Source organism: Sphingomonas sp. (assembly GCF_019746665.1).
GTDB lineage: Bacteria > Pseudomonadota > Alphaproteobacteria > Sphingomonadales > Sphingomonadaceae > Sphingomonas.
Window position 1 is genome coordinate 114,837 of record NZ_JAIERS010000012.1, and the last position, 24,172, is coordinate 139,008.

The following is a 24,172-nucleotide window of genomic DNA, read 5'->3' on the forward strand; positions in this document are numbered from 1 at the left end:
TCCTCCCCGCTGTGTCGCGTCTCGGCTTAGGCCGACGGGGCGCCGCTGGCGAGCCGGCAAGCATTTGGCGAAGGCGCAGAAAAGCTATTCCAGCCCCAACGCCTTCAAATCCGCCGCCGCCGCCGCGAGTTCGGCGTTCGACACCAGGTTGCGGAACCGCGCGTCCAACTGCCGCACCGCCGCGTCCGCCGCCGATTCCTCGCGCAGATTCACCAGGAAGAAGTCGCTCGCGCCCTCGGTGAAGCGGCGCTGTTCGGCGCGGGCCATCTCGCTCGCCCGGGCGCGCTCTTCCTCGGCGAGCAGCGCCAGCCGCTCGGTCGCGCGCACGTCGATCGCGATGCCCTCGATCTCGGCGGCGATCTGCTCGCGCGTCGTCTGGCGACGGCGTTCGAGGCCGTCGATCTCTGCGGTGGTCGCAGCGATCCGGCCCTTGGCGGCGCGGCGTTCGAGCGGGACACTGAACGACAGCCCAACCTTGCTCTCGAATCCGTTGCGCGAACGCCCGCCCGAGCCGACCGGCCCCAGATCCTGCGACGCCTCCACCTTCAGATCGAGCCGGGGCTTCAGCTGGTTGCGATCAAGCTCCAGCCGGTTGGTCGCCTGGGCGATGCGCAGATCGAGCGTCTTGAGATCGGGGCGGCCCTGCAGCGCCATCCGCGCCGCGCCGGTTGGCTGCGGGATGGTGGGGAAGGCATCGGGCAGCAGTTCGGGAGCGGGGCGCTGCGGCTGGCCGTTCGCATCGCGCCAGAACAGCGACAGCGTGTTGGCGGCGTTCGCCAGCTCCTGTTCGGTCCGCGCGACGAGCGTTTCGCGACGCAGGATGTTCTGCGCCTGCTCAGTGAGGATGATGCGCGGCCGCGCGCCAAGCTCTACCTGCCGCTCAAGCCCGGCCTGGCGCGCGCGGGCGAGATCGAGCAGCTCGCGATAGACCTTCAGCCGCAGCCCCGCCGCGACCCACAGATTATAGGCCGCCACCGCGCGCCGCTGCACCGAAATCGCGGTGATCAGCTTCTCGGCCTCCGCCACGTCGACATCGAGCGCGGCATTGCCCCGATTGAAGCGGCGATCGTCGATGAAGCGATCGCGCAGTAGCGAGAGTACGGCGCCGGCTTTGATCTCACCAAGCACGTTGGTGTAGCGCTCATCCTCATAGATTGGGAAACGCCCGCCGGAGATGCGGTAGCCGCCATAATAGCTGCCGCCCCAATTCTCGATCGGGCGCTCGATCGTGCCGCCGGCATAGCTGCCGTCATAAAAACCCGACAGGCGCCCTTCGGCCTGCGCCTTCACCTGCGTATCGAAGGCGCCCTCGGCCTGAAGGCGCTTGCCCTCGGCCGAGCGAACCTTGGCAACCGCTTCCAGGATTTGCGGCTGGAAGCGGGCCGAGGAAGCGAGCACCTCGCCCAAGGTCAGCACCGGCCGCGCCGGGGCAGGCGCGGGGGGCGGCACGGCGGGCGCGGGAGCCGCGCCGCGCGGCTTGGCATGGCGCTGGGGCGCGCCCTCCCCCGCCGCCGCGTGTGCCGCCGACGCGAGCGCAAGCGCGGACAGAAACAACCAGCGCCTCATTTCGCGGGTGCGGTACCGTTATCGGGCTCGGGCGGCAGCGCCTTCGCCTTGGGGTCGCCGGGGCGATCCCATTGCAGCGGGAAGTCGTTGAGCTGGCGCCAGATTTCATAGCCAACCGAGACCTGGTTCATCAGCACCCAGCCCGAAACCTTGGCGCCCAGCCGCACGAACGGCTCCTTGGGCCAGGGCTTGCGATCGGGCGCCTGCTCGATGATCACGCGGAACAGCCCGTTGGCGGACGCCTGCGGATCGATCGAGCGCACCCGCCCGTCGAACACGCCGAGCGCGACCGACGGCCAGCCGCTCGCCTGGATCGCCGGCCAGCCCTCGAACTCCAGCCGCGCGCGGCGGCCGGGATAGATCAGCGGCACGTCCCGGCCATCGATATAAAGCTCGACCACGCGCTCCGAATTTTCGGGCGCGATCGTCGCGAGCGGATCGCCGGCCTTCACCAAGGTCGACTGATCGCCCGCCGTCACGTTCAGGATGCGCCCGGCGCGCGGCGCCCGCACCAGCTGCACGTCCTGCCGGTTGAGATTGATTTCGACGGTGCTGAGCGAGGCGCGCTCGCTCGCCAGCTTGGCCTTGTAATCCGCCACCTTGATCAGGGCGAGTTCATAGTCGCGCCGCGCCGCCAGACCCTCGCGGTACAAGGTACTGGTGCGCTTCACGTCGAGCTCGGCGGTGGCGAGCGCCTGTTCGACCGAGGCGATCTCGGCGAGCGTCTGCTCGCGCTGCGCCTGCAGGCGGGGGAGCAACTGCGGATCATTGTCGATGACCTTGGCAATCGGATCGCCCTTCTTCACCAGCTGCCCGTCGGTGACATACCATTGGTCGATGCGCCCGGGGACGAGCGCGGTGATAGTCGTCACGCGGTCGCGCGGATCGAGCGCGATCACCTTGCCGGTGCCCTGGCTGGTCTGGAGCCAGGGGACGTAGATCATGAACAGCACCGACACGACGATGCCGATCGTCAGCATGATCCCGACCGCGCGGGTAATGTGCGGCACGCGCAGCCGGTGGAGCGCGGTGAATTGCGGGAACAAGGGCTTAGCGGCCATCGCGCGCCTCCCGCTGCTCGCCCGCATAGCGTAGCGCGTCGAACTCGGCCTGGCTCGCGACCTGATGTTGCGCGGTGCGGCCGAGCCACAAATAGCCGTCGAGCTGCGGCGGATGGGTGCGGTTGGTGAAATAGATCAGGCTGGTGAGCCCACCACCAAAGCCTGCGAGCATCCGCTCAAGATCAGGGCGCGGCACCATGTCGAACAGCGGCGACAGAATCAGGATGCGCGGCCGCGCGAGCAGTGCGGCGGCGAACTTCAGACGCATCACCTCCGGCAGCGCCAGCGGCCAGCCTGTCGAGGACAAGGTGGTATGAATGCCTTCGGGCAGGCGGCCGATCGCCTGTTCCAGTCCCACCTGGCGCAGCGCTTCCATCATCATCGCCGGCGTCGCATCGGCATCGGCGAGACCGAGATAATCGAAGATCGAGGTTTCGACGATGCTCGGCCGATCGAGCACGATCACTTCCGAACGCAGCTGGTACACGTCGAGCGCGCTGATGTCCGCGCCCCCCAGCGTCACGAAGCCGCGCGCGGGGCTGCGGTGACGCTTCAGCAGCAGTTGCAGCGTGCGGTTCACATCGGGCTCGGCGGCGCCGATCAGCCGCACGCCCTCGGGCACCGTGAAGTCGAAGCGGCAATCGTCGATCTCGACCTCCGCCAGCCGCAGTCCGCCGGGCAGCCGGTCGAGCGGTTCGCTGGAGACGGGCGCTTCCTGCGGTACTTCGTGGAACAGGTGCAGTTCCTCGCACGCCGCGACCAGTTCATAGAAGCTGTCGAGATAGGGGCCAAGCTGGGCGACGCCGTAGAAGATGCTCGACAGGATCAACTCGGCCGCGACCAGCTGGCCGATCGAGAGCTGCCCCTGGATCACCAGCCAGCCGCCCAGCGCGAGCAAGCCGGCGCTGCCCGCCGCATAGAGCGTCAGGAACATCACATTCTGGGTGAAGCTGTGGCCGAAGAAGCGGCGGTCGGCTTGGATATAGCGTTCGCTCAGCGCGTCGCTGCGCGCGATCGCGTAGTTGATGTGGCGGCTGGACTTGTAGAAGCCATTGGAGGCGCCCACGCTCTCCAGCCAATGCGCCATGTCGTATTTGGCGTGGCTCAGCTGCACCGAGGCGCTCATCGCCGGGCGCGACCAGAGCCGCCAGACGAGCCATACCAAGCCGATGAACACCAGGTTGAACGCCAGGAAGATCGGGTGATAGAGCGAGGTCACCACCAGCCCGACCGCAGATTGCAGCAGGATCGTGAACAGCCCGATCAGCAGCGAGGGCACCGCCTTCTGCACGTTCATCACGTCGAAATAGCGGTTGAACAGATCGGCGCGGCGGGCGTCGCTGAAGAAAGGATCGCGCGCCTGCACCGCGCGCATCGTGATCTCCGCGACCAGCCGCGCGAAGAAGCGACGGCGGAAGATTTCCATCAAATGGGTGCGAAAAGCGCTGAGGATGTTCGACGTCATCAGCAACGCGAACATCACCAGCGACAGGGTGAACAGCGGCACCGGCAGCGCGGTATAGGCGATGCTGTTGATGAGCAGCTGCACCGAAATGGGGGTGACGAGCGACAACAGACTGATCGCCACGCCATAGATCGCGGCGAGCAGCAGGAAGGGGCGGTCGGGCCACAATATAGGCCGCGCCCAACCGATAAAATCCCGGAACCGAACGGATTTAGCGGCCTCTGCCACTGCTGCTCCCTTTTGATACGTCAGAGATTGACGATCCCCAATGATCGTGCGCGCCCATCTAGTGAATGCCCGAGCGATCGGCAAGGCGAAACACCTCAGACATCAGCCGGTTCGATAGAGCGCGCTTGTGGCGAAAATTCAGCGGGCCGACGCCGTCACCGGGGTTTCGGAGCGCTTGGTGAGGCGATCGAACTGATCGCGCGACAGCGGCTTGCCAAGCAGGCAGCCAGCGCTCAAATCCTCGGCCCAGATTACCGAGCCCAAGGTCGGCGCCATGCCCGGCAGGGTCAGCCACAGCATGGTACCCGTGCGCAGCGGCACGAACGTGTCCAGCGTGAGAACGTTGCGGGTGAGCCCGCGGACGGCGCACACGCGGCGCATCGCGGCGGTTTCGGGTCGCGGACGCGGAAAGCGGCCTTGGGCGTTGGCCAAGGCCGGCTCGACTTCCGCGGTGAACAAGGCTCCCTTCATGCATCGGGGAACCTAAACTATGTTTAGTTAAAGCGCGATTAAGCGTGCGCGGCCCGGCTACGGTGCCGCGCGGCGCTCACTTCTTGCCGAGCGACAGCCCGCCGAAACGCTTGTTGAAGCGCGCGACCTGGCCGCCCGCATCGACCAGACGCTGGTTGCCGCCGGTCCAGGCGGGGTGCGACTTGGGATCGATTTCGAGCAGCATGACGTCACCTTCCTTGCCCCAGGTCGAGCGGGTCTCATAGGTGGTGCCGTCGGTCATCTGGATCTTGATCCAGTGATAATCGGGATGGGTGTCGGTCTTCACGGGAATGGACTCCTAGTGCCGCTGGTTACCGACCAGCGTGCGAGCGCGGGCCGCTAGCACAAGGGGCAGGGCGGCGCAATGCCGTTTGGGAGCCCGCCGGCGGCTGGCGCGTTGCTGCGGCAGCAATGGAGATTTCGCCGATGACGACCAAAGCAAAATCCACTCCGCGTCCCAAAGCGCAGCGCGCGCAACGCAAGGCCGCGAGCGCCAAGCCGGCCCCCAAAGCCAGGCGCAGCCCCGCCGAGCCGGTGGCGCGTGGCGCGAAGGCGCCGCCACCGGGCGCGACCAACGGCTGGGGCGCCGTCGCGGTGCTCGGCGCCGCTGGCGCGGGCGTCGCCGCGCTCGTCTATGCTCTCGGTGGTAAGCGCGCGAGCCCGCGCCGAAGCGACGACTGGCCCGCCCACCAGGTCGATGGCCGCAACTCAAGCGACCAGTTCGCGGCGCAAATCGCCGACGAGAATATGATTCCCGAACGTGTTCCCGAGGCGATCATCTAGAAGCCCCCCAAGAGTATGGCCGCTTTGCCTATCGCGGGGCGAAGCGGCCTAGCTCCTCACCACCCGCTCGGCTTGCCCTTGTTCTGCTCGTCGAGCCAGGTCTTTAGCGGCGCGAAATAAGCGAGCATGGCCTTGCCCGAAATCTCGCTGGTGCCCGTAAACGCCTTCAGCGCCTCCGGCCACGGCTTGGAGGCGCCAAGCGCGAGCATCGCGTTCAGCCGTTCGCCGACCTGCTTGTTGCCGTAGAAGGAACAGCGGTGGAGCGGCCCCTTCCACCCCGATTGCCGGCACGCCGCCTCGTAGAATTGGAACTGCAGCAGCCGCGCCAGGAAATAGCGGGTGTAGGGCACCGCCGCCGGCACATGGTATTTCGCGCCCGGATCGAAGCGCGTCTCGTCGCGCGCGACCGGCGGGACGACCCCCTGATAGCGCAGCCGCAGCTTATCCCACCCCGCCTGCATCTCGCCCGGCTTGATCGCGCCCGAGAACACGCCCCAGCGCCATTTGTCGATCAGCAGGCCGAACGGCAGGAACGCCACCTTGTCCATCGCCTGCCGCAGTAGGAGCCCCAGATCCTTGTCCGGGCTCGGCACCTTGGCCGCGTCGAGCAGCCCGATCTGCACCAGATATTGCGGCGTGATCGACAGCGCGACGAAATCGCCGATTGCTTCATGGAAGCCATCATTGGCGCCATTCTTGAACAGGAAGGACTGCGCATTATAGGCACGCTGATAATAGTTGTGGCCAAGCTCATGGTGGATGGTGACGAAATCGTCGCTATTCACCTTGGTGCACATCTTGATGCGCAGATCGTCCTTGTTGTCGATGTCCCAGGCGGAGGCGTGGCAGATCACCTCGCGGTCGCGCGGTTTCACGATCTGCGAGCGCTCCCAGAAGCTCGCCGGCAGCGGCGCGAAGCCGAGCGAGGAATAGAAGCCCTCGCCCGCCTTTACCATCTTCACCGCGTCATAGCCCTTGGCCTGCAGCAGCTCGCCAATGTCGAAGCCGAGATCGCCGCTGCCGGCGGGGGCGACCACGTCGTAGATGTTGCCCCATTCCTGGGCCCACATATTGCCGAGCAGGTCGGCGCGGATCGGCCCGGTCTTGGGCTGCACCGCGTCGCCATATTTGGCGTTGAGCTTCCAGCGGACATAGGTGTGGAGCGCCTTGTAGAGTGGCTCCACCTCCGCCCACAGCTTGTCGGTGAGCGCGGCGAACTGCTCGGGCGACATGTCATAGCTTGAACGCCACATCGCGCCGGTGTCGGGGAAGCCAAGCTCGCGCGCGCCCTCGTTGGCGAGCGCCGTCGCGCGCGCATAATCCTTGCGGATCGGCGCGCCGACATTGTCGTGCCAGCTTACCCACATTTCCTTGAGCTTGGCGGGGTCACGTTCCGTGCCCATCGCCGCTTCGATGTCGGAACCATTGATCGGCTTGCCATCGAGCGTCCCCCGGCCCTTGCCGTAGTTGGACGACATCTTGGTCACCAGCCCTGCCAGTTCCTCGGCCGCGCCAGGCGTGGTTGGCGCCGCGAGCGGCAGCCCCGTGCGGAGCAGGTCGATCTTGCGCAGTGTATCGGGCTGGAGCCCGGGCGATTGCCGCAGCTTGGCCGCGTCGAGCGCGAGCTTCACCACATAGGCGTTGAGCTGCGCGCCACTCTTGGCGGCGATCGCATCGGTATCGTCGGTGATGTAAGTGGCGTTGACCCATTGAACGCGCGCATCGTCGACCGCGAGCGTCTCAAGCTTGGCTTCGGCGTCGCGGATCGTCGCGTTGGCGTCGGTCGATTGCGCATAAGCGGGGCTGGCGAGCGCGGCGGCGAGCGCGAGTGCGCTGATGGTGCGGAACATTGGTCTCTCCCTCGGCGCGCTTGATGGCGCCGTCCGGCGCCCGGCGTCAAGCGGCGAGGAAGTCGGCGATCGCCGCGCCGAGCTCGGACGTGGTCACGGCGCTCATATGGTTGCCCGGCACCGCCTGATAGCGCGCATGAGGAAGCGCGCCGGCGAGCGCCTCGGCCGAGCCATTATCCTGGTCGTCGCTGCCGCAGAGCACGAGCACCGGCTGCGCGATGCGGGCAAGTTCGGCGTCGCTCGTCGCGACGAACGTGTCGAGCAGGTGGACGAGCGCCGCCGCGTCGCCCCCGGTCGTCTTCAGAAATGCCTGCGCCGCCCATTCGGGCGTGCCCCGCTCGAAGCCCGGCTCGGTGAGCACGCGGCGGAAGAAATCGATCCGCTGGCCGACCGAGCGGACGCCCTCATAGCCCATGCCGCTTACGACGGCGCGGGCGGGGGCTGCGCCCATCGCGAGCATCCGCACCGTGGTCCGCGCGCCGAGCGAATAGCCGCCCAGATCATAGTCGGTGAGACCAAGATGGCGGACCAGCGCGAGGCCATCATGCGCGAGCACGTCGAGCGGATAGGCGCTGGCGTCGTGCGGCTTGGCGCTCGCCCCGTGCGCGCGCAGATCGGGCATGATCACCCGGAACCCGCGCGCGGCGATCGTGGCGGCATGGCCATATTTCAGCCAGTTGGTCGCCGCGTCGGAAAAGAAGCCGTGGAGCAGCACCACCGGCCGCCCCGCCCCCAGCTCGTGCCAGGCAAGCTCCAGTCCGTCGAACGAGGCGAAGCGGTGGGTAGTGACCTCGGTCATGGTCCGGGCAGCGCTCAAGCCGCCTTCCGCAGATGCCGCCGCCCGAGCAGCTCGGCGATCTGCACCGCGTTCAGCGCCGCGCCCTTGCGCAGATTGTCGCTCACGCACCACAGTACCAGACCGTTCTCGACCGTCGGGTCTTCGCGGACGCGGCTGACATAAGTGGCGTATTCGCCGACGCATTCGACCGGCGTTACATAGCCGCCATTCTCGCGCTTATCGACCAGCATCACGCCCGGCGCCTCGCGCAGGATCGCCTGCGCCTGCTTGGCGGAGATTTCACGCTCGAATTCGATCGTGATCGCCTCCGAATGGCCGACGAACACCGGCACCCGCACGCACGTGGCGACGACCTTGATCTTCGAATCGAGGATCTTCTTGGTCTCGACCACCATTTTCCATTCTTCCTTGGTGAAGCCATCATCCAGGAAGCTGTCGATGTGCGGGATCACGTTGAACGCGATCTGCTTGGTGAATTTCTGCGGCTCGGCCTGATCGCCAACGAAGATGTTGCGGCTCTGCTCGAACAGCTCGTCCATCCCCGCCTTGCCCGCGCCCGACACCGATTGATAGGTCGAGACGACGACCCGCTTGATGCCCGCCGCGTCATGCAGCGGCTTCAGCGCGACGACCATCTGCGCGGTCGAACAGTTCGGGTTCGCGATGATGTTGCGCTTGGTATAGCCGTCGATCGCCTGCGGGTTCACCTCGGGCACGATCAGCGGCACGTCGGGGTCCATGCGGTAGAGCGAAGCATTGTCGATCACCGTGCAGCCGGCGGCGGCGAAGCGCGGCGCGTGGAGCTTCGATCCTTCGGAGCCGATCGCGAACAGCGCGATGTCCCACCCGGCGGGATCGAAATGCTCGATATTCTGCACCTTGAGCATCCGGCCGGTATCGCCGAATTCGATCTGGTCGCCCTGGCTGCGCGCCGAGGCGAGCACCGCCAAGTCCTTGATGGGGAATTCGCGCTCCGCCAGGATGTTGAGCATCTCGCGCCCGACATTGCCCGTCGCGCCCGCGACCACGATGCGATACGCCATTATCCGCCGTAACCTTCTGTTGCTGGTGGTTCTCCATAGGCAGGTCGATGGCAAATTGAAGTCGAAATCGTTCGACCTGGCCCCCTCTCACCCGGTGCGGAATGGCGTGTCGGGGGGAGTGATGATATCATGGGCCAAGCCTGCAGCGGCGCGGGAGCAACAGCATGGCACGACGATTGATCATCGCGATGGGCGCGGCGGCGTGCCTCGTCGCTCTTGCGGCGTCGCCGCCGCCGACATGTCGATCGCTCGGCAAAGTGGAGGAGCGCTCGGTCAACCTCACCAGCGACGGCTTGGTGACGTTCACCGCCGATATGGACGTGAACACCGATGGGGCGCTGGAATCCTATGCCGTCGATGACCTGGGGTTCTTCGGGCCGAAATTGAACACCCGCCACGCGCTGAACACCATCTGCAACGCCGTCCGTATCCGCAAGCGCGGCAGGGGCTCGCAGGACGCCCTTGTGTTCGACCACCGCCAATGCGGGAAACTGATCGCCGAATTCCGCCGGATCAGAGAGGCGAACTGGGCGCCGGCGGATGGCAGCTATGTGGAATTCTACGCGATCGCCCTGCAACCGGGCACGATCCGCCCGGGCAAGAGCCGTGGCACGCCTTGTGAACATGACGGCTTCTACGTCTCGCAAACCGCGCGCGCGATGAACCCCGGCGTGTCGGTGTGCGATCCCGAGCACTGGATTGACGCCGCCCGCATCCCGGCGATCGTCGTCCCGCCGGCGTTGGTGAAGCCGCGCGGGGTCGATCTGTTCGACCTGGTCCTCGTGCGCAAGGCCGGCACCGCTGAGTGGTTCCCGGCGATTGTCGGCGACACCAACAACAAGTTTCTCGGCGAGGGCACCCTGCGCCTGGCGCAGCAGGTAACCGGGCAGGAAGCAAGACCCGCCAACTACCGGGCGGTTCTGGCCGTAAAGCCGCGCGGCGATTATGAATATCTCATCTTCCCCGGAAGCCGGGCTCAACTGACCAGCCGGAGCAACAGCATGGCGCCGCAGGTCGTGGAGGCGGCGACCAGGCTGCGCGATCAGTTCAATCTTTCGGCCCGGCCGCGCCTCTGCCCGTAAGGTCGAAGGCGTCTCATTTGCGCGATCACTCCCCCTTCGGCATCCGGCGATCGAGGAAGCCCAGGATCGTCCGCCACAGATGTTCGCTCACCCCGGGGCCGCCCACGCGGTGCGTCTGGCCGGGGTAGAACATCATCTCGAACGGGCGCCCTTGCGCCTGCATCCGCGCGGCGAAGGCGGTCGAGTGATCGAGCACGACATTGTCGTCCGACATGCCGTGGATCAGCAGCAGTGGATCGCTGATCTTGCCCGCATCAAGAAGCGCGTTGCTCGCTTCATAGGGCTCGGCCTTGGGGTCGCCGAGATAGCGCTCGGTATAATGGGTATCGTACAGCTCCCACTTGGTCACCGGCGCGCCGGCGATGCCCGCCGCGAAGACGCCTGGCGCCTTTTCCAGCATCTTCAGCGTCATATAGCCGCCATAGGACCAGCCGAACGTCGCGATGCGCTTGGCGTCGACGAACGGCTGTTCCTTCAGGAACCTGGCCCCCACCAGCTGATCGGTGACCTCCACCGTGCCCATCGCGCGGTAGATCTGGTCCTCGAACGCCTTGCCGCGATTGTACGAGCCGCGATTGTCGATCTGGAACCAGATGTAACCCTGGCTCACGAGATATTGCTGCAGCGCCCCGCCCCAGCCGCGCGTCACCTGCTGGCCGGTGCCGGGGCCGCCATAATGCTGGAAGAACACGGGATATTTCTTGCCCGGCTCCAGCTTGGGGGTGATCATCTCCCAATAGAGCGTGGTGCCGTCCTCGGCCTTCAGCGTGCCGAATTTGCGCTCCTGATGCTGGGCGAGGAACGGGTAATAGGGGTGCCCGGGCTTCAGCGCATTCTCGCTGATCCAGGCGATCCGCTTGCCGCTCGTATCCGCCAGATAGACCTGCGGCGGCTGATTGGGGTTGGAGCGGGCAACGATCACGCGCTTGGCGGCCGCGTCCATCGTCGCGCCGTTCCACCAGCCGCGCTCGGTCAGCCGAGTGAGCGCGTTCGGCTTCGCGAGATCGAGCGCATAGAGATGCTGCTCAAGCACATCATCCTTGTTGCCGAGCAGATAGAGCCTGCCCTGCGCTTCATCGACCCCGACCAAAGCGGTGACGACCCAATCGCCCTGGGTCAGCGCGGTCCATTTCCCCTCCTTGAAGCGGTAGAGCTGACCATAGCCGCTGCGCTCCGACCGCCAGATCAGCGAGCCGTCCTTCATGAAATGATAGGCGTCGGAGAGATTGAGCCAGCTCTTCGCGCCGCTGCGCTCGGTGAACAGCACGCGGGCCTTGCCGGTCGCGGGATCGACCGCGAGCATGTCGAGCGTCTTCTGGTCGCGCGACTGGCGCTGGACATAGAGCGTCTTGCCATCGGGCGCCCAATCGACCCGGGCGAGATAGATGTCGGGGTTCTCGCCCAGATCGACCTTCACCCGGGCGCTGCCATCGGGGTTCATCACGTAAAGCTCGACCAGCGCGTTGGGCGTGCCGGCGGCGGGGTAGCGCTGATCGACCACCTTCGTCCCGTCCGCTCCGATCGCCGCGCGGGTGACGATGCCCACCGGCGTCTCGTCAAAGCGTTCGACGGCGATGCGGCGGTCATCGGGCGACCACCAATAGCCGGTGCGCCGGTCGATCTCCTCCTGCGCCACGAACTCGGCCTCGCCCCAATGGACATTGCCCTGGCCGTCCGTAGTGATCGCGCGCGGCTGCCCGCCGAGCGGCTGGACGACGAGATTCTGGTCGCGCACGAAGCTGACGAAGCCGCCCTTGGGGCTGATCGCGGGGTTCAGTTCGCCCTCGGGCGAGTTGGTCAGCCGATCAACCTGGCCATCGAGCCGGGCGAGGAACAGATCACCATCGAGCGGGACGAGGATCGCCTTGCCGTCGGGCGTCCATTCATAGGCGACGATGCCCTTGCTGCCGCCGATCCGCGCGCGCTCGCGCTGCATCTTCTCGGCCTCCGAAAGCTCGGCGCCGGAGCCGACCTTCTTCGAATCGACCAGCATCCATTCGCGCCCGGTCTTGGTGTCGAGCGCCCACAGGTCGAGCCGCTCCTTCTCGTCGGCGCGCGGTTTGAGCGAGGTGAGCAGCGCGCCATCGGGCGAAAGCCGCACCGCGCGCGGCGCCGGGCCGGCGAGTTCGGGGCTGGCGAAGACGCGCTGCAGGGTGAGCCTGGGGGCTTCCTCAGCCAAGGCAGCACCACTCCAAGCGAGCGCCACCGCGCTCGCCGCCCCGATCAACCCCCGCATTGTCGCTCTCCCTGTCGCGCATTTGGCGCGCGTTATCGCGACGGGAAGGGCCGAGGTAAAGAGCCATGGACCAGCGGCGATTGCGAAAGAAAATCCGTCATGCCGGACTTGTTCCGGCATCCGCCGCTGCGCCAGGGTTTACGCCGGCAGAGCGAGCGCCCCGGTGGACCCCGGAGCAAGTCCCGGGTGACAGATCGCGTTTCGAACACCCCACATCGCAACGCAAAAACGGCGCGAGGATCGCTCCCCGCGCCGCCTGCAACCTAAATCCGCAGCGAAAGGCTTACTCGCCCTTGGTCTCGCGGCGCTCGGCGATGCGCGCCGACTTGCCGCGGCGACCGCGCAGATAATAGAGCTTCGCGCGGCGCACCACGCCCCGGCGCACCACCTCGATCGAATCGATGTTCGGCGAATAGAGCGGGAAAACGCGCTCGACGCCCTCGCCGAATGAAATCTTGCGCACCGTGAAGTTGCTGCCCATGCCCTTGTTGGCGCGCGCGATGCAGACGCCTTCATAGGCCTGCACGCGAGTGCGATCGCCTTCGACCACCTTCACGCCAACGCGCAGCGTGTCGCCGGGGCGGAATTCGGGGATCTTGCGGGCGGCGGTGAGCTTCGCGATCTGCTCGGCTTCGATCTGCTGAATAATGTTCATCGTCAACGTCCCTCAGGTCGCCGCGCGCCAGAGGGCGACCCGACCCGAGCACCCTCATGGCGCTCCCAAAGGTCCGGCCGCCTTAGCCGTGTATCGCTCGCCGCCATGGCCTTGCGCCAGGCGGCGATCTTCGCATGATCCCCCGATCGCAGCACTTCAGGGATCGTGCGCCCTTCCCATTCAACGGGGCGGGTATAATGCGGATATTCGAGCAGCCCCGTCTCGAAGCTCTCGTCATCCCCGCTAGAAGGCGCGCCCATTACGCCCGGCAGCAGCCGAATGCAAGCGTCGAGGAGCGCCAGCGCGCCCATTTCGCCGCCGGACAGGATATAGTCGCCGATCGAGACCGGCTCGATCGCGCGTGCCTCGAACAGGCGTTCGTCGAACCCTTCGAACCGGCCGCAGAGCAGCACCACGCCCGGCCCCGCCGCCAGGTCGCGGACCCGTGCCTGGGTGAGCGGGCTCCCGCGCGGCGTAAGCGCGATCGCCGGGCGTGCGTCCGCCACGCTATCGAACGCGGCAGCCACGACATCGGCGCGCAGCACCATGCCGGCGCCACCCCCGGCCGGTGTATCATCGACGCTGCGATGCTTGTCGGTCGCGAAATCGCGGATCTGGACGGTGTCGAGCGACCAGCGCCCTTCCGCGAGCGCGCGCCCAGCGAGCGACAGCCCCAGCGGCCCGGGGAACATCTCCGGGTAAAGCGTCAGAACGGTGGCGGCGAAGGTCATGTCCAGTTTTCCAGCTTAAGGCCGGGAATGTCGACGAAGTCCGTCGTATCGTTGGTGACGAGCGTCAGGTCGAGCGCCAAGGCATGGGCGGCGACCAGCCGATCGAACCGCGCGCGTTTGAAGGGCAAGAGCGCGTATTGCCAGGCCGCTGCCCGATCGATCGCGATAACCGGAACAACCTCGAACAAAGCAGCAAAGCCAGTGAGTGCATCAGGCGTGCGGGGAATGCCGAGCGCCACTTCGGCATAGGTGGTCGAGGAAACCACAGCCTCCCCGGAGTCGCAAAGCTGCAACCGTTCGGCCGCCATGGAATGAGCATCGTCGAGAATATAAATGCAGATGTTCGAGTCGAGCAAAAAGCGGGCGTCAGTCACGCCGCATCCGTTTTAACGCCCAATCAAGCTCGCGCTCCTCGATCTCGCGATCCTCGCGCGTCAGAGGCTTGAGGCCAGGGATCGAACCGGCGATGCCCGTCAGATCGATCTTGCCCTCTTTGGTCGCCGGCTCGACGGTGAAACCACCCTGGGCGTCCTCGCGCACACGCATCTCCGCGCCCTCCTTAAGGCCGAGCGCCTCCGGCAGCATTAGCGCCAGTGCGTCGCCCGATCTGAAAACTTTCGCGCGATATTCCCGGCCCATCGTCGCCTCCGTTGGTCCGCCGGATATATGGCGGAACGCCGAACCCGACAAGCTCAGCTGCCGCACCCCCCACAGCCGCCGCCACCGCAGCCGCTGCCGCCGCTCCCGCTGTCGGCGCTGACGCCGGCATCGCCACCGCCCTGCGCCCGCAGCGCGTGATAGGCGCCGAACTCGGACGCCGCGAGCACGCCGGTGCCGTAGAGCGCGACCGCGAGCGGCATCTCCTCGGCACGCGGCGCGCGGCGCAGCCGCTCGCGCCCGTCACGCTCGCGCCGCAGCAGGTCGAGCGCGGCGCGGGTACGGCGATCGACGCTGGCGAAGCGCACCACCAGCGCGAACACGGTGACGATCAGGAAGAAGGTGAGGATGCCGACCGGCTTGTCGCGCAGCCGGCCGATCTCCCACTTGGTCGCGCCGATCGCGAGCAGAGCCAGCCAGGGGGCGATCGCCCAGAAACGCAGTTGCAGAGCGCCTGCGCGGTGGATCAACAATCCGGCCTCGACCAACCGCGCCTCGACCCTCGCGGCCTGGCGGGCGAGCGTCGCGCTGACTTTGTGCCACGGGGCGGGCGTGTCGAGTAGCAGCACCGCCCGATCGGGCGCCCCGCGACCCGCCGCCGGCGCGAGCACGCGCACCTTGCCGCCCGCCTCCATCGCCACGTCGCGCGCGGCGAGCAGGCGCGCCATCACCGCGTCGACATAGCGCCCCGCTCCGCCCGCGAGATAAGCGAGACCCTCGACATCGAGCCCCGCTGGCGCGCGCCCTTCGGCACGCAGCCAGCGCGGGATGAGGATGCTCGCGATCAGCGCGCCGACGAACAGCGCCGCGTACAGCAACAGGAATGGACGCCCGGTCAGGTCAAAAATGCCCATATTTCCCTCCAACGCCACCACATTACGCCCAGCGCGACCACCACGAGCGACGCCGCGACACGCACCACCCAGCGCGGCACGATCAGCGCCTGGCGCGGGTGGACGCGGCGGGCGCGCGGATCGTGGAGCAGCCGGCGGCGCGCATTGGGCCAGATGTCCGCCGGGGGCAGCGTGCCGAACGCGGCTTCATACGCCGCGAGCGTATCGGCATATTGGCTGAAGAAGCGGTGCCCCTCCGCAGCCCCGCCCGCGGTCGGGCCATGGTGGAGCGCGCGGCCCAGCACCTGCGGGCAGAAACGCTCCCAATAATCGCGGGTGTAAGTAAGGTGCAGGTGCCACGCCTGATCGACCGCGTCGGACGGCGTCAGCTCGCGCCCAACGGTGACGGCGAGGAAGCAAAAACGCTTATATTCCTCGATCACCCGCGCGGCGAATGCGGGTTTCCAGCCATTTTCACGCGCGAGCCGATCGGCGAAGCCGAACGCGGCGCCCTGGGGGCCGATGATGTAATGCGAGAGCGCCTGCCACACAGGGTGGTCGAGAAGGGCAGACCGTGGATCGGCCGCAGGCATGTATTCCTACTAGATCAGTAGGAGTTATTTGTCAAGCGATGGGCGATGGCAGATCGTTCCCGTTACCGCGACCGATCCGCGTCATCCCTCGGCGAACGCCGCCGTCACCACCAGCCGCGCCTCGTCCCACGCGATCACCGCCTCGGGTCGCATCGGCACCATGAAGCGGCCGCCGCCATCGCGCTCGATCTCGATCACGTCGCCCGCGCCGAAATTCTCCACCGCGACCACGCGGCCGACCGCGAGCCCAGCATCGGTTTCCACCGCCAGCCCGATCAGGTCGACGTGATAATATTCCCCCTCCCCCAGCGGCGGTAGCGCGCTGCGCGGGACGGTGAGCTGGGTGCCGCGCAGGGCCTCGGCGGCGTTGCGGTCGCCCACTTCGGCGAAGCGGGCGATCGCGCCGTTCGGCCCCTCGCGCAAGCCGACGAGCGTCAGCGCGCCGCCATTGAAGACGCGATAGGCACCGAGATCATCGGCGAAGCGCTTCAGCCGAACCTCGCCCGCAAGCCCGTGCGCGCCGATCACCGCGGCGAGCACGACCTCGCGCGCGCCCTCACCCCCGGGGAGAGCCGGGGTCGGGTTCGGGCGCGGCGTCGTCGCCCTCGGCGGGCCCTTCGGCCGAGACGCCGGTCGGGTTGATCTGGGTCTGGCCGGGCGCGTCACGCTCGGTTTCCGAAGGCGGCGGGGCTTGTTTGGGATCGGCTGGCATCATGCGCTCCTTGGGCGTTGCCAGGCGAACGCATGATGCCGCTCAATCGCCTCACGCCTCGGCGGCTTCCTCGGCCGGGGCGTTGGCCGCTTCCTGGGCGGCGGCGAGCTTGGCCGCGCGCTCCTCGGCGCGCTCCTTGGCCTTTTCGCCGGGCTCCGCCTTCTTGGGGTTGTTGCGCGCGGGGCGCTCGCGCAGGCCGGCGGCGTCGAGGAAGCGCGCGACGCGATCGGTCGGCTGCGCGCCCATCTTCAGCCAGTGCGCGGCGCGCTCGGCCTCGAGCTTCACGCGCTCGGGGCTGTCCTTGGCGAGCAGGGGGTTGAAGCTGCCGATCTTCTCGATGAAGCGGCCGTCACGCGGCGCGCGCGCGTCGGCGACGACGATGCGGTAATAGGGGCGCTTCTTCGAGCCACCACGCGACAGACGAATGCTGAGTGCCATTATTCTTCCTTTTCAATAATCTGGAGTTATTTCTTCTTGGTCTTCATGAAATTCTGAAAGCCCGGCGGCAGCTTGGGCATCCCGGGCAGGCCGGGCACGCCATCGGCCTGGCCCATCATCTCGCCCAGGTCCGGGCCGCCGAGCGCGTTGCCCAGCCCGCCCATGCCGCCCTTGCCGAGCATCGCCATCATCCCCTTGATGCCGCCCATCTTCTTCAGGCGCTTCATCGCGGTGGCCATGTCCTGGTGCATCTTCAGCAGCTTGTTCACCTCCTGCACGGTGGTGCCGCTGCCCTTGGCGACGCGGATCTTGCGCTTGGCGTTGAGCAGTTCGGGCTTGGCGCGCTCCTTGGGCGTCATCGAGCCGATCATGGCTTCCATCCGCACCAGGATGCGCTCGTCCATCGCGCCGGCGGCCATCGCGGCCTGCGCCTTCTTCATCCCCGGGATCATGCCGGCAAGCGCGCCCAGCCCGCCCATCTTGCGCATCTGCTGGAGCTGACCCTTGAGGTCGTTCATGTCGAACTCGCCCTTGGCGAGCCGCTTCGCCATGCGCTCGGCATCTTCCTGCTCGATCGCCTCGGCGGCCTTCTCGACCAGGCTGACGACATCGCCCATGCCCAGGATGCGCCCGGCGACGCGGCCGGGATGGAAGGCTTCGAGCCCGTCCATCTTCTCGCCCGTGCCCGCGAACTTGATCGGCTTGCCGGTGACGGCGCGCATCGACAGCGCCGCGCCGCCGCGCGCGTCGCCGTCCATCCGGGTGAGCACCACGCCGGTCAGCGGCACCTGCGAACTGAAATTCTGCGCGACGTTCACCGCGTCCTGCCCGGTGAGCGCGTCGACCACGAGCAGGATTTCATTCGGCCGGGCGATCTCGGCGATCGCCTTCATCTCGTCCATCAGCGCCTGGTCGACGTGGAGCCGCCCGGCGGTGTCGAGCATCAGCACGTCATAGCCCTGCAGCTTCGCCGCCTGCACCGCGCGCCGCGCGATATCGACCGGGGGCTGGCCCGGGACGATCGGCAGCGTCGCCACCTCGACCTGCTTGCCCAAAGTCGCCAGCTGCTCCTGCGCGGCGGGGCGGTTGACGTCCAAGGACGCCATCAGCACCTTCTTGCGCTCACGCCCCGCCAGCCGCTTGGCGAGCTTGGCGGTGGTCGTCGTCTTGCCCGAGCCTTGCAGGCCGACCAGCATCACGATCGCCGGCGGGGTAACGTCGATCTCGAGCCCGACCTCGCCGCCGCCGAGCATCTCGGCGAGAGCGTCGTTGACGATCTTGACGACCTGCTGCCCCGGCGTGACCGAGCGCAGCACCTGCTGGCCAACCGCCTGCTCGGTCACCTTGTCGACGAAATCACGCGCGACCGGCAGCGCGACATCGGCTTCGAGCAGGGCGATCCGCACCTCGCGCATCGCCGCGCGCACGTCCGCCTCGGTCAGCGCGCCGCGCCCCCGAAGCCGATCGAACACGCCGCCAAGGCGATCGCTGAGACTTTCGAACATAATCACTCCTGCCGAGCCGGCCCCGCGCCAAACGCAAGAAACGCCGGCGGACGAAACCTCGTCGGCCAGCGTGTGCGCGCCATTTGGACGCGCGTCCAGCGTTTCGCATGGAAACGGTCAGGCGGCGGCGCCTAATCCAAAACGTGTCGCTTTGCAATGGGGCGGCTTTAACCGGCCATTGACCGCCAGCGTGGCAAGAATGGCTGCGCATGATCACGCCTCCCCCTCGGATCGCCCGCCCGCTTGGCCAGTTGACGACCGGCATCACCCTGCTGGCCATCCTGGTGTTCGTGGCGACGGCGAGCGCGGTACTCTCGCTCGCTTTCGCGCGCAGCCAGCACGGCGCGTCGCTCGATCGCGGGCTGACGATCGCGCTGCTGCTCAACATCGCCTTGATCCTGCTCGGCTGGCGCCGCCAGCGGGTGCTGGTCGAGGAGTTGAAGGCGGCGCAGACGCGCGCGCTGGTCGCGGGGCATGATGCCTTGACCGGCCTGCTCGCCCGCCGCGCGTTCGGCGAGGCGGGCGCCGCCGCGATCGCCCAGGCGCGCGCGCGCAACCGGCTGGCGGCGCTGGTGCTGATCGATATCGACCGCGTCAAACGGGTGAACGATCTGCACGGCCATGCGGTAGGCGACGCGCTGGTGAAGGCGATCGCCAGCGAAGTGGTCGAGGCATCGCCGCATGGCGCGCCGGTCGCGCGGCTGTCGGGCACCGAATTCGCGTGCCTGTTGCCGGTCGAGCCAAGCTATCCCGAAACCGTCGATCGCTTCGCCGAGCGGCTCGCCGCGCGGCTCGCCGAACCGTTCCAGGTCGATGGCCGGCCGCTTCAGGTGGAGGCGGCGATCGGCATCGCGCGCAGCGACGCTGCCGGCTGGCAGGTCGATTCCCTCATCCGCGCGGCGAGCATCGCGCTGGCGGCCGCGAAGAGCGCGGAATCGGCCCCGATCATCTGGTTCGAGGCGGCGATGGCGCGCGAGCTGGAAGCGCGCAACGCGGTCGAGCGGGCGCTGCGCGTCGCGATTCCCCGGCACGAGATCGTGCCCTATTTCGAGCCGCAAGTGGATCTCACGACCGGGGCGCTCACCGGCTTCGAGGCGCTCGCGCGCTGGGAACGGCCCAACCAGCCGCCGCTGACGCCCGATCGCTTCATCCCGATCGCCGAGGAAAGCGGTTTGATCGACCAGCTTTCGCTGGCGTTGATGCTCCAGGCCTTCGCGCAGGCGCGCGACTGGGACGCGGAGTTGAGCGTGGCGGCGAACCTGTCGCCGGCGCAGTTGAAGGACGCATGGCTCGCCCAGAAGATCGTGAAGCTGCTCACCGAAACCGGCTTCCCCGCCCACCGGCTGGAGCTGGAGATCACCGAGGCGGCGCTGATCGACAACCTGCCGCTCGCCCAGTCCACCCTCACCAGCCTGAAGGAGCAGGGGGTGAAGCTGGTGCTCGATGATTTCGGCACGGGCTACTCGTCGCTCTCGCACCTGCGCGCGCTGCCGCTCGATCGGCTGAAGATCGATTGCGCCTATGTCGGCACGCTCAACGACAGCAGCGACAGCGCCTCGGTGGTGAACGCGATCCTGCGGCTCGCCGAAAGCCTCAACCTGCCGGTGATCGCGGAAGGGGTGCGCGATGGCGCGATCGCCGAACGGCTGAAGGCGATGGGCTGCCAGCGCGCCCAGGGCTATCTCTATGGTCAGCCGATGGCCCCCGCCGCCGCGCGGACGATGCTTGCCGAGCGCCGGCTGCTGCGCGGCGCGCTGCCCGCCGCCCCGCGCGCCGCCGTCGGTTGACGCCCCCGGTCGACGCACCCGGCCCACATGGACTTCGCGCGCCCGGCACCCTAGAGGAGCCAGGCGATGTCCGCCCCCGCCCCCCACATCATCACGCTCGGCTGCCGGCTGAACCTCGCCGAAAGCGAGAGCTTGCGTGCCCTGTCGGAAGCCGGGCCGGGCGCGGGCGAGCGGGTGATCGTCAACAGCTGCGCCGTCACCCAGAGCGCGGTCGCCGAAACCCGCGCGGCGATCCGCAAGGCGCGGCGCGCGCATCCCACCGCCGAGCTTGTCGTCACCGGCTGCGCCGCGCAGATCGACCCGGCGGGCTTCGCCGCGATGCCCGAGGTCGACCGGGTGATCGGCAATGGCGAGAAGCTCAGCCCCGCCGCCTGGGCCGCGCCCGAACGGGTGCAGGTGGCCGACATCTTCCGCGTCCGCGAAACCGCGCCGCATCTGGCGGCGAGCTTCGCCGGCCATGTCCGCGCCTTCGTCGAGGTGCAGAATGGCTGCGATCACCGCTGCACCTTCTGCGTGATCCCCTATGGGCGCGGCAACAGCCGCTCGGCGCCCGCCGGGGCGGTGGTCGATCGTGTCGCCGGGCTGGTCGAGGCCGGCCACCGCGAGGTTGTGCTGACCGGCGTGGACCTGACGAGCTATGGCCCCGACCTGCCCGGCGCGCCCACGCTCGGGGCGCTGGTCGAGCGCATCCTGCGCCACGTCCCCCGTCTGGAACGGCTGCGCCTGTCGTCGCTCGATTCGATCGAGATCGACGACCGGCTGTTCGAACTCATCACTGGCGAGGCGCGGGTGATGCCGCACCTCCATCTGTCGCTCCAGGCGGGCGACGACCTGATCCTGAAGCGGATGAAGCGCCGCCACGCCCGCGCCGACGCCTTGCGGGTGATCGCGCGGGTGAAGGCGCGGCGCGAGGTCGCGATCGGCGCCGATCTGATCGCGGGCTTTCCCACCGAAACCGAGGCCATGTTCGAGAACACGCTGAACCTGATCGCCGAGGGCGACATCGTCCACGCGCATGTCTTTCCCTATTCGCCGCGCCCCGGCACGCCCGCCGCGCGAATGCCGCAGGTTCCGGCGCGCACGGTAAAGTCCCGCACTGCCCGGCTGCGCGCGGCGGCGGCTTTACGGCGCGCGGCATGGCTCTCGGGGCAGCACGGGACTGTCCCGGCGGTGCTCATCGAGCGCCCCGGCGACCGCGGCCATGCCCCGAACCATGCCGAGGTCCGCTTGGCAACACCCGCCCCGGTCGGCGCGATCGTCCCGGTCCGCATCACCGGCGACGACGGCGTCCGCCTGCTGGGAGAGGCCGAATGAGCTGGCACGACAAGCTGCTCGGCGGCTTCCGCCGCACTTCCGACCGGCTGCTCGGCAACCTGGCGAGCTTCGGCACCGCCAAGCTCGACGAGGCCACGCTCGACGAGATCGAGGAAGCGCTGATCGCCTCCGATCTCGGCCCCGCGACCGCCGCGCGCATCCGGGCGCGCCTGGCCGAGGGCAGCTTCGAACGCAACCTGGAGGAACTCGGCATCCGCCTGATCGTGGCCGAGGAGATCGAGCGCACCCTCGCGCCGGTGGCGCGCCCCCTGGAAATCAGCGCCTTTCCGCGGCCGCATGTCGTGCTGGTGATCGGCGTCAACGGCTCTGGCAAGACCACGACCATCGCCAAGCTCGCGCATCTGTTCACCGAACAGGATTATGCGGTGATGCTGGCGGCCGGCGACACTTTCCGCGCGGCCGCGATTGGCCAGCTCGCCACCTGGGCCGATCGCGTCGGGGTGCCGATCGTGCGCGGGCCGGAAGGGGGCGATGCCGCCGGCGTCGTGTTCGAGGCGGTGAAGCAGGCGACCGGGGTTGGCACCGATGCGCTGATCGTCGACACCGCCGGGCGCCTCCAGAACAAGCGCGAGCTGATGGACGAGCTGGCCAAGATTCGCCGCGTCCTAGGCCGCCTCAACCCCGCGAGCCCGCACGACGTGGTGCTGGTGCTCGACGCGACCACCGGGCAGAACGCCCTGTCGCAGATCGAGATTTTCCGCGAGGTGGCGGGTGTCACCGGCCTCGTCATGACCAAGCTCGACGGCACTGCGCGCGGCGGCGTGCTGGTCGCGGCGGCCGAGCAGTTCGGCCTGCCGATCCACGCGATCGGGGTCGGCGAGGGCATGGCGGACCTGCGCCCGTTCGACGCGCGCGAAGTGGCGCGGATCATCGCGGGGATAGATCGGCCGGTCTAATCGGCGCTATCGCCATGCCGGACTTATGAGGGCTGGCGCCGAACTACGTGAATGGGAGCAGCCGTTGAACGGCGAGAATAACGAAGCGAAGAAGAACCCCTGGATCAACGTCGCGCTCGATTACGGGCCGCTGGCCTTGTTTTTCCTGGCGTACAATCTCGCACCCGGCATCGCGCTGTTCAAGCTGCTGGTCGCGACCGGAGCCTTCATGGTCGCGATGATCGCGGCGATGATCACCGCCGTCGCGCTCTACAAGCGTATCCCACCAATGATGGCGCTTACCGGGGTACTGGTGATCGTATTCGGCGGGCTGACGCTCTATTTCCGCGATGCGCGCTTCATCCAGATGAAGCCGACGATCATCTACGGTATCCTCGCGGCGCTGCTTGCCTTCGGGCTCGCGACCGGACGGCCGTTGCTGCAACAGGTGCTGGGGCAGAGCTTTCCGGGCTTGTCCCCGGTCGGGTGGCGCAAGTTGACGATCAACTGGATGGTTTTCTTCGTCGCGCTCGCGATCGCCAACGAAGTCGTGCGCCTGAACTTCTCGGAAACCGCCTGGGTCTATTTCAAGACCTGGGGAGTGATACCCCTCACCTTCGTCTTCGCGCTAGCTAATCTGCCGATGCTGACCAAGCATGGCCTGGAGCTGGAGGATAAGCCGAAGGGCTGATCTGAATGAAAGCCCCTCCCTCAAAGGGAGGGGTTTGGCGTGGGTGCTTGCCGGGCGGGCAACGTGCCAATATCTCCTCCGCCCCAACCCCTCCCCCAGAGGGGGAGGGGCTCGTCGGCTCTCCAGCTTACGCCAGGGCCGCCTCATAGCGGCGACCGGCTTCTTCCCAGTTCACCACGTTCCACCATGCCTTCAAATAGCCGGCACGGTCGTTGCGATAGGTCAGGTAATAGGCGTGTTCCCACACGTCGTTGCCAAGGATCGGCGTGCCTTTGAGCGCTACGTCATCCATCAGCGGATTGTCCTGGTTCGGCGTCGAGCCGACGCTGAGCGCTCCGCTCGCATCGGCGACGATCCAGGCCCAGCCCGAGCCGAACTGGCCCGCGCCGCGGTTGTTGAACTCGTCCTGCAGCTTGTCGAGCCCGCCATAGGTGGCGATCGCCTCGGCCAGCTTGCCGCTCGGCGCGCCGCCGTTCGGACCCATGATCTTCCAGAAGAAATCATGGTTCCAAAAGCCGCCGCCATTGTTGCGCACCAGCGCCGGCTGCGACGAGATCGTGCTCAGGATCTGCTCGATCGTCTTGCCCTCGAGCGCGGGGTCCTTGGCCACGCCCTCGTTGAGTTTGTCGGTGTAGGCCTTGTGGTGCTTGTCATGATGGAAGCGCATCGTTTCACCATCGATCGTGGGGGCGAGCGCTTCGTAATCATAGGGCAGCGGCGGGAGTTCGAATGCCATGAGGTTCCTCCTTCTGATA

At 67.4% G+C, this 24,172-nt stretch carries 26 protein-coding genes; 6 read left to right on the forward strand and 20 right to left on the reverse strand.

Annotated elements, in window-relative coordinates:
- Positions 1-84: 84 nt before the first annotated feature.
- The 5 genes from K2X73_RS08880 to rpmE all read right to left on the reverse strand — a co-directional run bounded on the left by K2X73_RS08880 (position 85) and on the right by rpmE (position 5,098).
- Positions 85-1,566: a TolC family protein gene (locus tag K2X73_RS08880; RefSeq protein ID WP_294110061.1), complete on the reverse strand. Its 1,482-nt coding sequence runs from the start codon at positions 1,564-1,566 to the stop codon at positions 85-87.
- Entirely contained in the window at positions 1,563-2,627 is a 1,065-nt protein-coding gene (locus K2X73_RS08885; RefSeq protein ID WP_294110062.1) for an HlyD family efflux transporter periplasmic adaptor subunit, read from the reverse strand. Before K2X73_RS08885 ends, K2X73_RS08880 begins: the two co-directional genes overlap by 4 nt.
- Positions 2,617-4,260 (reverse strand): ABC transporter ATP-binding protein, encoded by a 1,644-nt coding sequence (locus K2X73_RS08890; protein ID WP_294110063.1) that lies wholly within the window; start codon positions 4,258-4,260, stop codon positions 2,617-2,619. Before K2X73_RS08890 ends, K2X73_RS08885 begins: the two co-directional genes overlap by 11 nt.
- 198 nt (positions 4,261-4,458) lie before the next feature.
- The gene (locus K2X73_RS08895; protein ID WP_294110064.1) at positions 4,459-4,791 is read right to left on the reverse strand and encodes a hypothetical protein; all 333 of its coding nucleotides are present in this window, start codon (positions 4,789-4,791) and stop codon (positions 4,459-4,461) included.
- Positions 4,792-4,867: 76 nt separating this feature from the next.
- Positions 4,868-5,098, reverse strand: a complete 231-nt coding sequence (rpmE, locus tag K2X73_RS08900; protein WP_294110065.1) for a 50S ribosomal protein L31 — start codon at positions 5,096-5,098, stop codon at positions 4,868-4,870.
- A 140-nt stretch (positions 5,099-5,238) separates the two neighbouring features.
- On the opposite strand from rpmE, the gene K2X73_RS08905 reads away from it, so the two are divergent.
- Positions 5,239-5,595 carry a hypothetical protein gene (locus K2X73_RS08905; protein ID WP_294110066.1) on the forward strand — a complete coding sequence of 119 codons (357 nt, stop codon included), beginning with the start codon at positions 5,239-5,241 and terminating at the stop codon, positions 5,593-5,595.
- A gap of 56 nt (positions 5,596-5,651) precedes the next feature.
- Here K2X73_RS08905 and K2X73_RS08910 read toward each other — a convergent pair whose 3' ends face one another.
- The 3 genes from K2X73_RS08910 to K2X73_RS08920 are packed head-to-tail and all read right to left on the reverse strand — an operon-like array spanning position 5,652 to position 9,287.
- A complete protein-coding gene (locus tag K2X73_RS08910; RefSeq protein WP_294110067.1) occupies positions 5,652-7,445 on the reverse strand; it encodes a M2 family metallopeptidase in 1,794 nt (597 codons plus the stop codon).
- Positions 7,446-7,491: 46 nt separating this feature from the next.
- A complete protein-coding gene (locus K2X73_RS08915) occupies positions 7,492-8,244 on the reverse strand; it encodes an alpha/beta fold hydrolase (protein ID WP_294110068.1) in 753 nt (250 codons plus the stop codon).
- Positions 8,245-8,258: 14 nt separating this feature from the next.
- Positions 8,259-9,287 (reverse strand): aspartate-semialdehyde dehydrogenase, encoded by a 1,029-nt coding sequence (locus K2X73_RS08920; RefSeq protein WP_294110069.1) that lies wholly within the window; start codon positions 9,285-9,287, stop codon positions 8,259-8,261.
- 164 nt (positions 9,288-9,451) lie between these two features.
- Here K2X73_RS08920 and K2X73_RS08925 point away from each other — a divergent pair, with 164 nt between their 5' ends.
- Complete coding sequence (locus tag K2X73_RS08925; protein ID WP_294110070.1) at positions 9,452-10,369, forward strand: glycoside hydrolase family 75 protein; 918 nt, start codon at positions 9,452-9,454, stop codon at positions 10,367-10,369.
- A gap of 25 nt (positions 10,370-10,394) precedes the next feature.
- Here K2X73_RS08925 and K2X73_RS08930 read toward each other — a convergent pair whose 3' ends face one another.
- The 11 genes from K2X73_RS08930 to ffh all read right to left on the reverse strand — a co-directional run bounded on the left by K2X73_RS08930 (position 10,395) and on the right by ffh (position 18,729).
- Complete coding sequence (locus K2X73_RS08930; RefSeq protein WP_294110071.1) at positions 10,395-12,605, reverse strand: S9 family peptidase; 2,211 nt, start codon at positions 12,603-12,605, stop codon at positions 10,395-10,397.
- A 283-nt stretch (positions 12,606-12,888) separates the two neighbouring features.
- Positions 12,889-13,260, reverse strand: coding sequence for a 50S ribosomal protein L19 (gene rplS / locus K2X73_RS08935; RefSeq protein ID WP_294110072.1), 372 nt, complete (start codon positions 13,258-13,260; stop codon positions 12,889-12,891).
- Positions 13,261-13,262: 2 nt separating this feature from the next.
- Positions 13,263-13,991 (reverse strand): tRNA (guanosine(37)-N1)-methyltransferase TrmD, encoded by a 729-nt coding sequence (gene trmD / locus K2X73_RS08940; protein ID WP_294110073.1) that lies wholly within the window; start codon positions 13,989-13,991, stop codon positions 13,263-13,265.
- Positions 13,988-14,365, reverse strand: coding sequence for a type II toxin-antitoxin system VapC family toxin (locus K2X73_RS08945; protein WP_294110074.1), 378 nt, complete (start codon positions 14,363-14,365; stop codon positions 13,988-13,990). The genes trmD and K2X73_RS08945 overlap by 4 nt, the downstream gene beginning before the upstream one ends.
- On the reverse strand, positions 14,358-14,630 hold the full coding sequence (locus tag K2X73_RS08950; protein ID WP_294110075.1) for an AbrB/MazE/SpoVT family DNA-binding domain-containing protein: 273 nt from the start codon (positions 14,628-14,630) through the stop codon (positions 14,358-14,360). The genes K2X73_RS08945 and K2X73_RS08950 overlap by 8 nt, the downstream gene beginning before the upstream one ends.
- A 53-nt stretch (positions 14,631-14,683) precedes the next feature.
- Positions 14,684-15,502 carry a TIGR04222 domain-containing membrane protein gene (locus K2X73_RS08955; protein ID WP_294110076.1) on the reverse strand — a complete coding sequence of 273 codons (819 nt, stop codon included), beginning with the start codon at positions 15,500-15,502 and terminating at the stop codon, positions 14,684-14,686.
- On the reverse strand, positions 15,484-16,074 hold the full coding sequence (locus tag K2X73_RS08960; protein WP_294110077.1) for a hypothetical protein: 591 nt from the start codon (positions 16,072-16,074) through the stop codon (positions 15,484-15,486). Before K2X73_RS08960 ends, K2X73_RS08955 begins: the two co-directional genes overlap by 19 nt.
- A gap of 81 nt (positions 16,075-16,155) precedes the next feature.
- Positions 16,156-16,614: a ribosome maturation factor RimM gene (gene rimM / locus K2X73_RS08965; RefSeq protein WP_294110078.1), complete on the reverse strand. Its 459-nt coding sequence runs from the start codon at positions 16,612-16,614 to the stop codon at positions 16,156-16,158.
- A 16-nt stretch (positions 16,615-16,630) separates the two neighbouring features.
- On the reverse strand, positions 16,631-16,786 hold the full coding sequence (locus K2X73_RS08970; RefSeq protein ID WP_294110079.1) for a hypothetical protein: 156 nt from the start codon (positions 16,784-16,786) through the stop codon (positions 16,631-16,633).
- Between the two features lie 51 nt (positions 16,787-16,837).
- Entirely contained in the window at positions 16,838-17,224 is a 387-nt protein-coding gene (gene rpsP / locus K2X73_RS08975) for a 30S ribosomal protein S16 (protein ID WP_294110080.1), read from the reverse strand.
- A gap of 26 nt (positions 17,225-17,250) precedes the next feature.
- A complete protein-coding gene (gene ffh / locus K2X73_RS08980; RefSeq protein ID WP_294110081.1) occupies positions 17,251-18,729 on the reverse strand; it encodes a signal recognition particle protein in 1,479 nt (492 codons plus the stop codon).
- Positions 18,730-18,938: 209 nt separating this feature from the next.
- Between ffh and K2X73_RS08985 the strand changes: the two genes are divergently transcribed.
- The 4 genes from K2X73_RS08985 (at position 18,939) to ispZ (ending at position 23,417) form a co-directional block, all read left to right on the forward strand.
- Entirely contained in the window at positions 18,939-20,516 is a 1,578-nt protein-coding gene (locus K2X73_RS08985; RefSeq protein ID WP_294110082.1) for a GGDEF and EAL domain-containing protein, read from the forward strand.
- Between the two features lie 66 nt (positions 20,517-20,582).
- A complete protein-coding gene (gene mtaB, locus K2X73_RS08990; protein ID WP_294110083.1) occupies positions 20,583-21,830 on the forward strand; it encodes a tRNA (N(6)-L-threonylcarbamoyladenosine(37)-C(2))-methylthiotransferase MtaB in 1,248 nt (415 codons plus the stop codon).
- Positions 21,827-22,747: a signal recognition particle-docking protein FtsY gene (gene ftsY / locus K2X73_RS08995; RefSeq protein WP_294110084.1), complete on the forward strand. Its 921-nt coding sequence runs from the start codon at positions 21,827-21,829 to the stop codon at positions 22,745-22,747. The genes mtaB and ftsY overlap by 4 nt, the downstream gene beginning before the upstream one ends.
- A 25-nt stretch (positions 22,748-22,772) precedes the next feature.
- On the forward strand, positions 22,773-23,417 hold the full coding sequence (ispZ, locus tag K2X73_RS09000; RefSeq protein WP_294110085.1) for a septation protein IspZ: 645 nt from the start codon (positions 22,773-22,775) through the stop codon (positions 23,415-23,417).
- A gap of 127 nt (positions 23,418-23,544) precedes the next feature.
- Here the strand turns inward: ispZ and K2X73_RS09005 are convergent, their stop codons facing one another.
- Positions 23,545-24,153, reverse strand: coding sequence for a superoxide dismutase (locus K2X73_RS09005; RefSeq protein WP_294110086.1), 609 nt, complete (start codon positions 24,151-24,153; stop codon positions 23,545-23,547).
- Positions 24,154-24,172 lie beyond the last annotated feature (19 nt).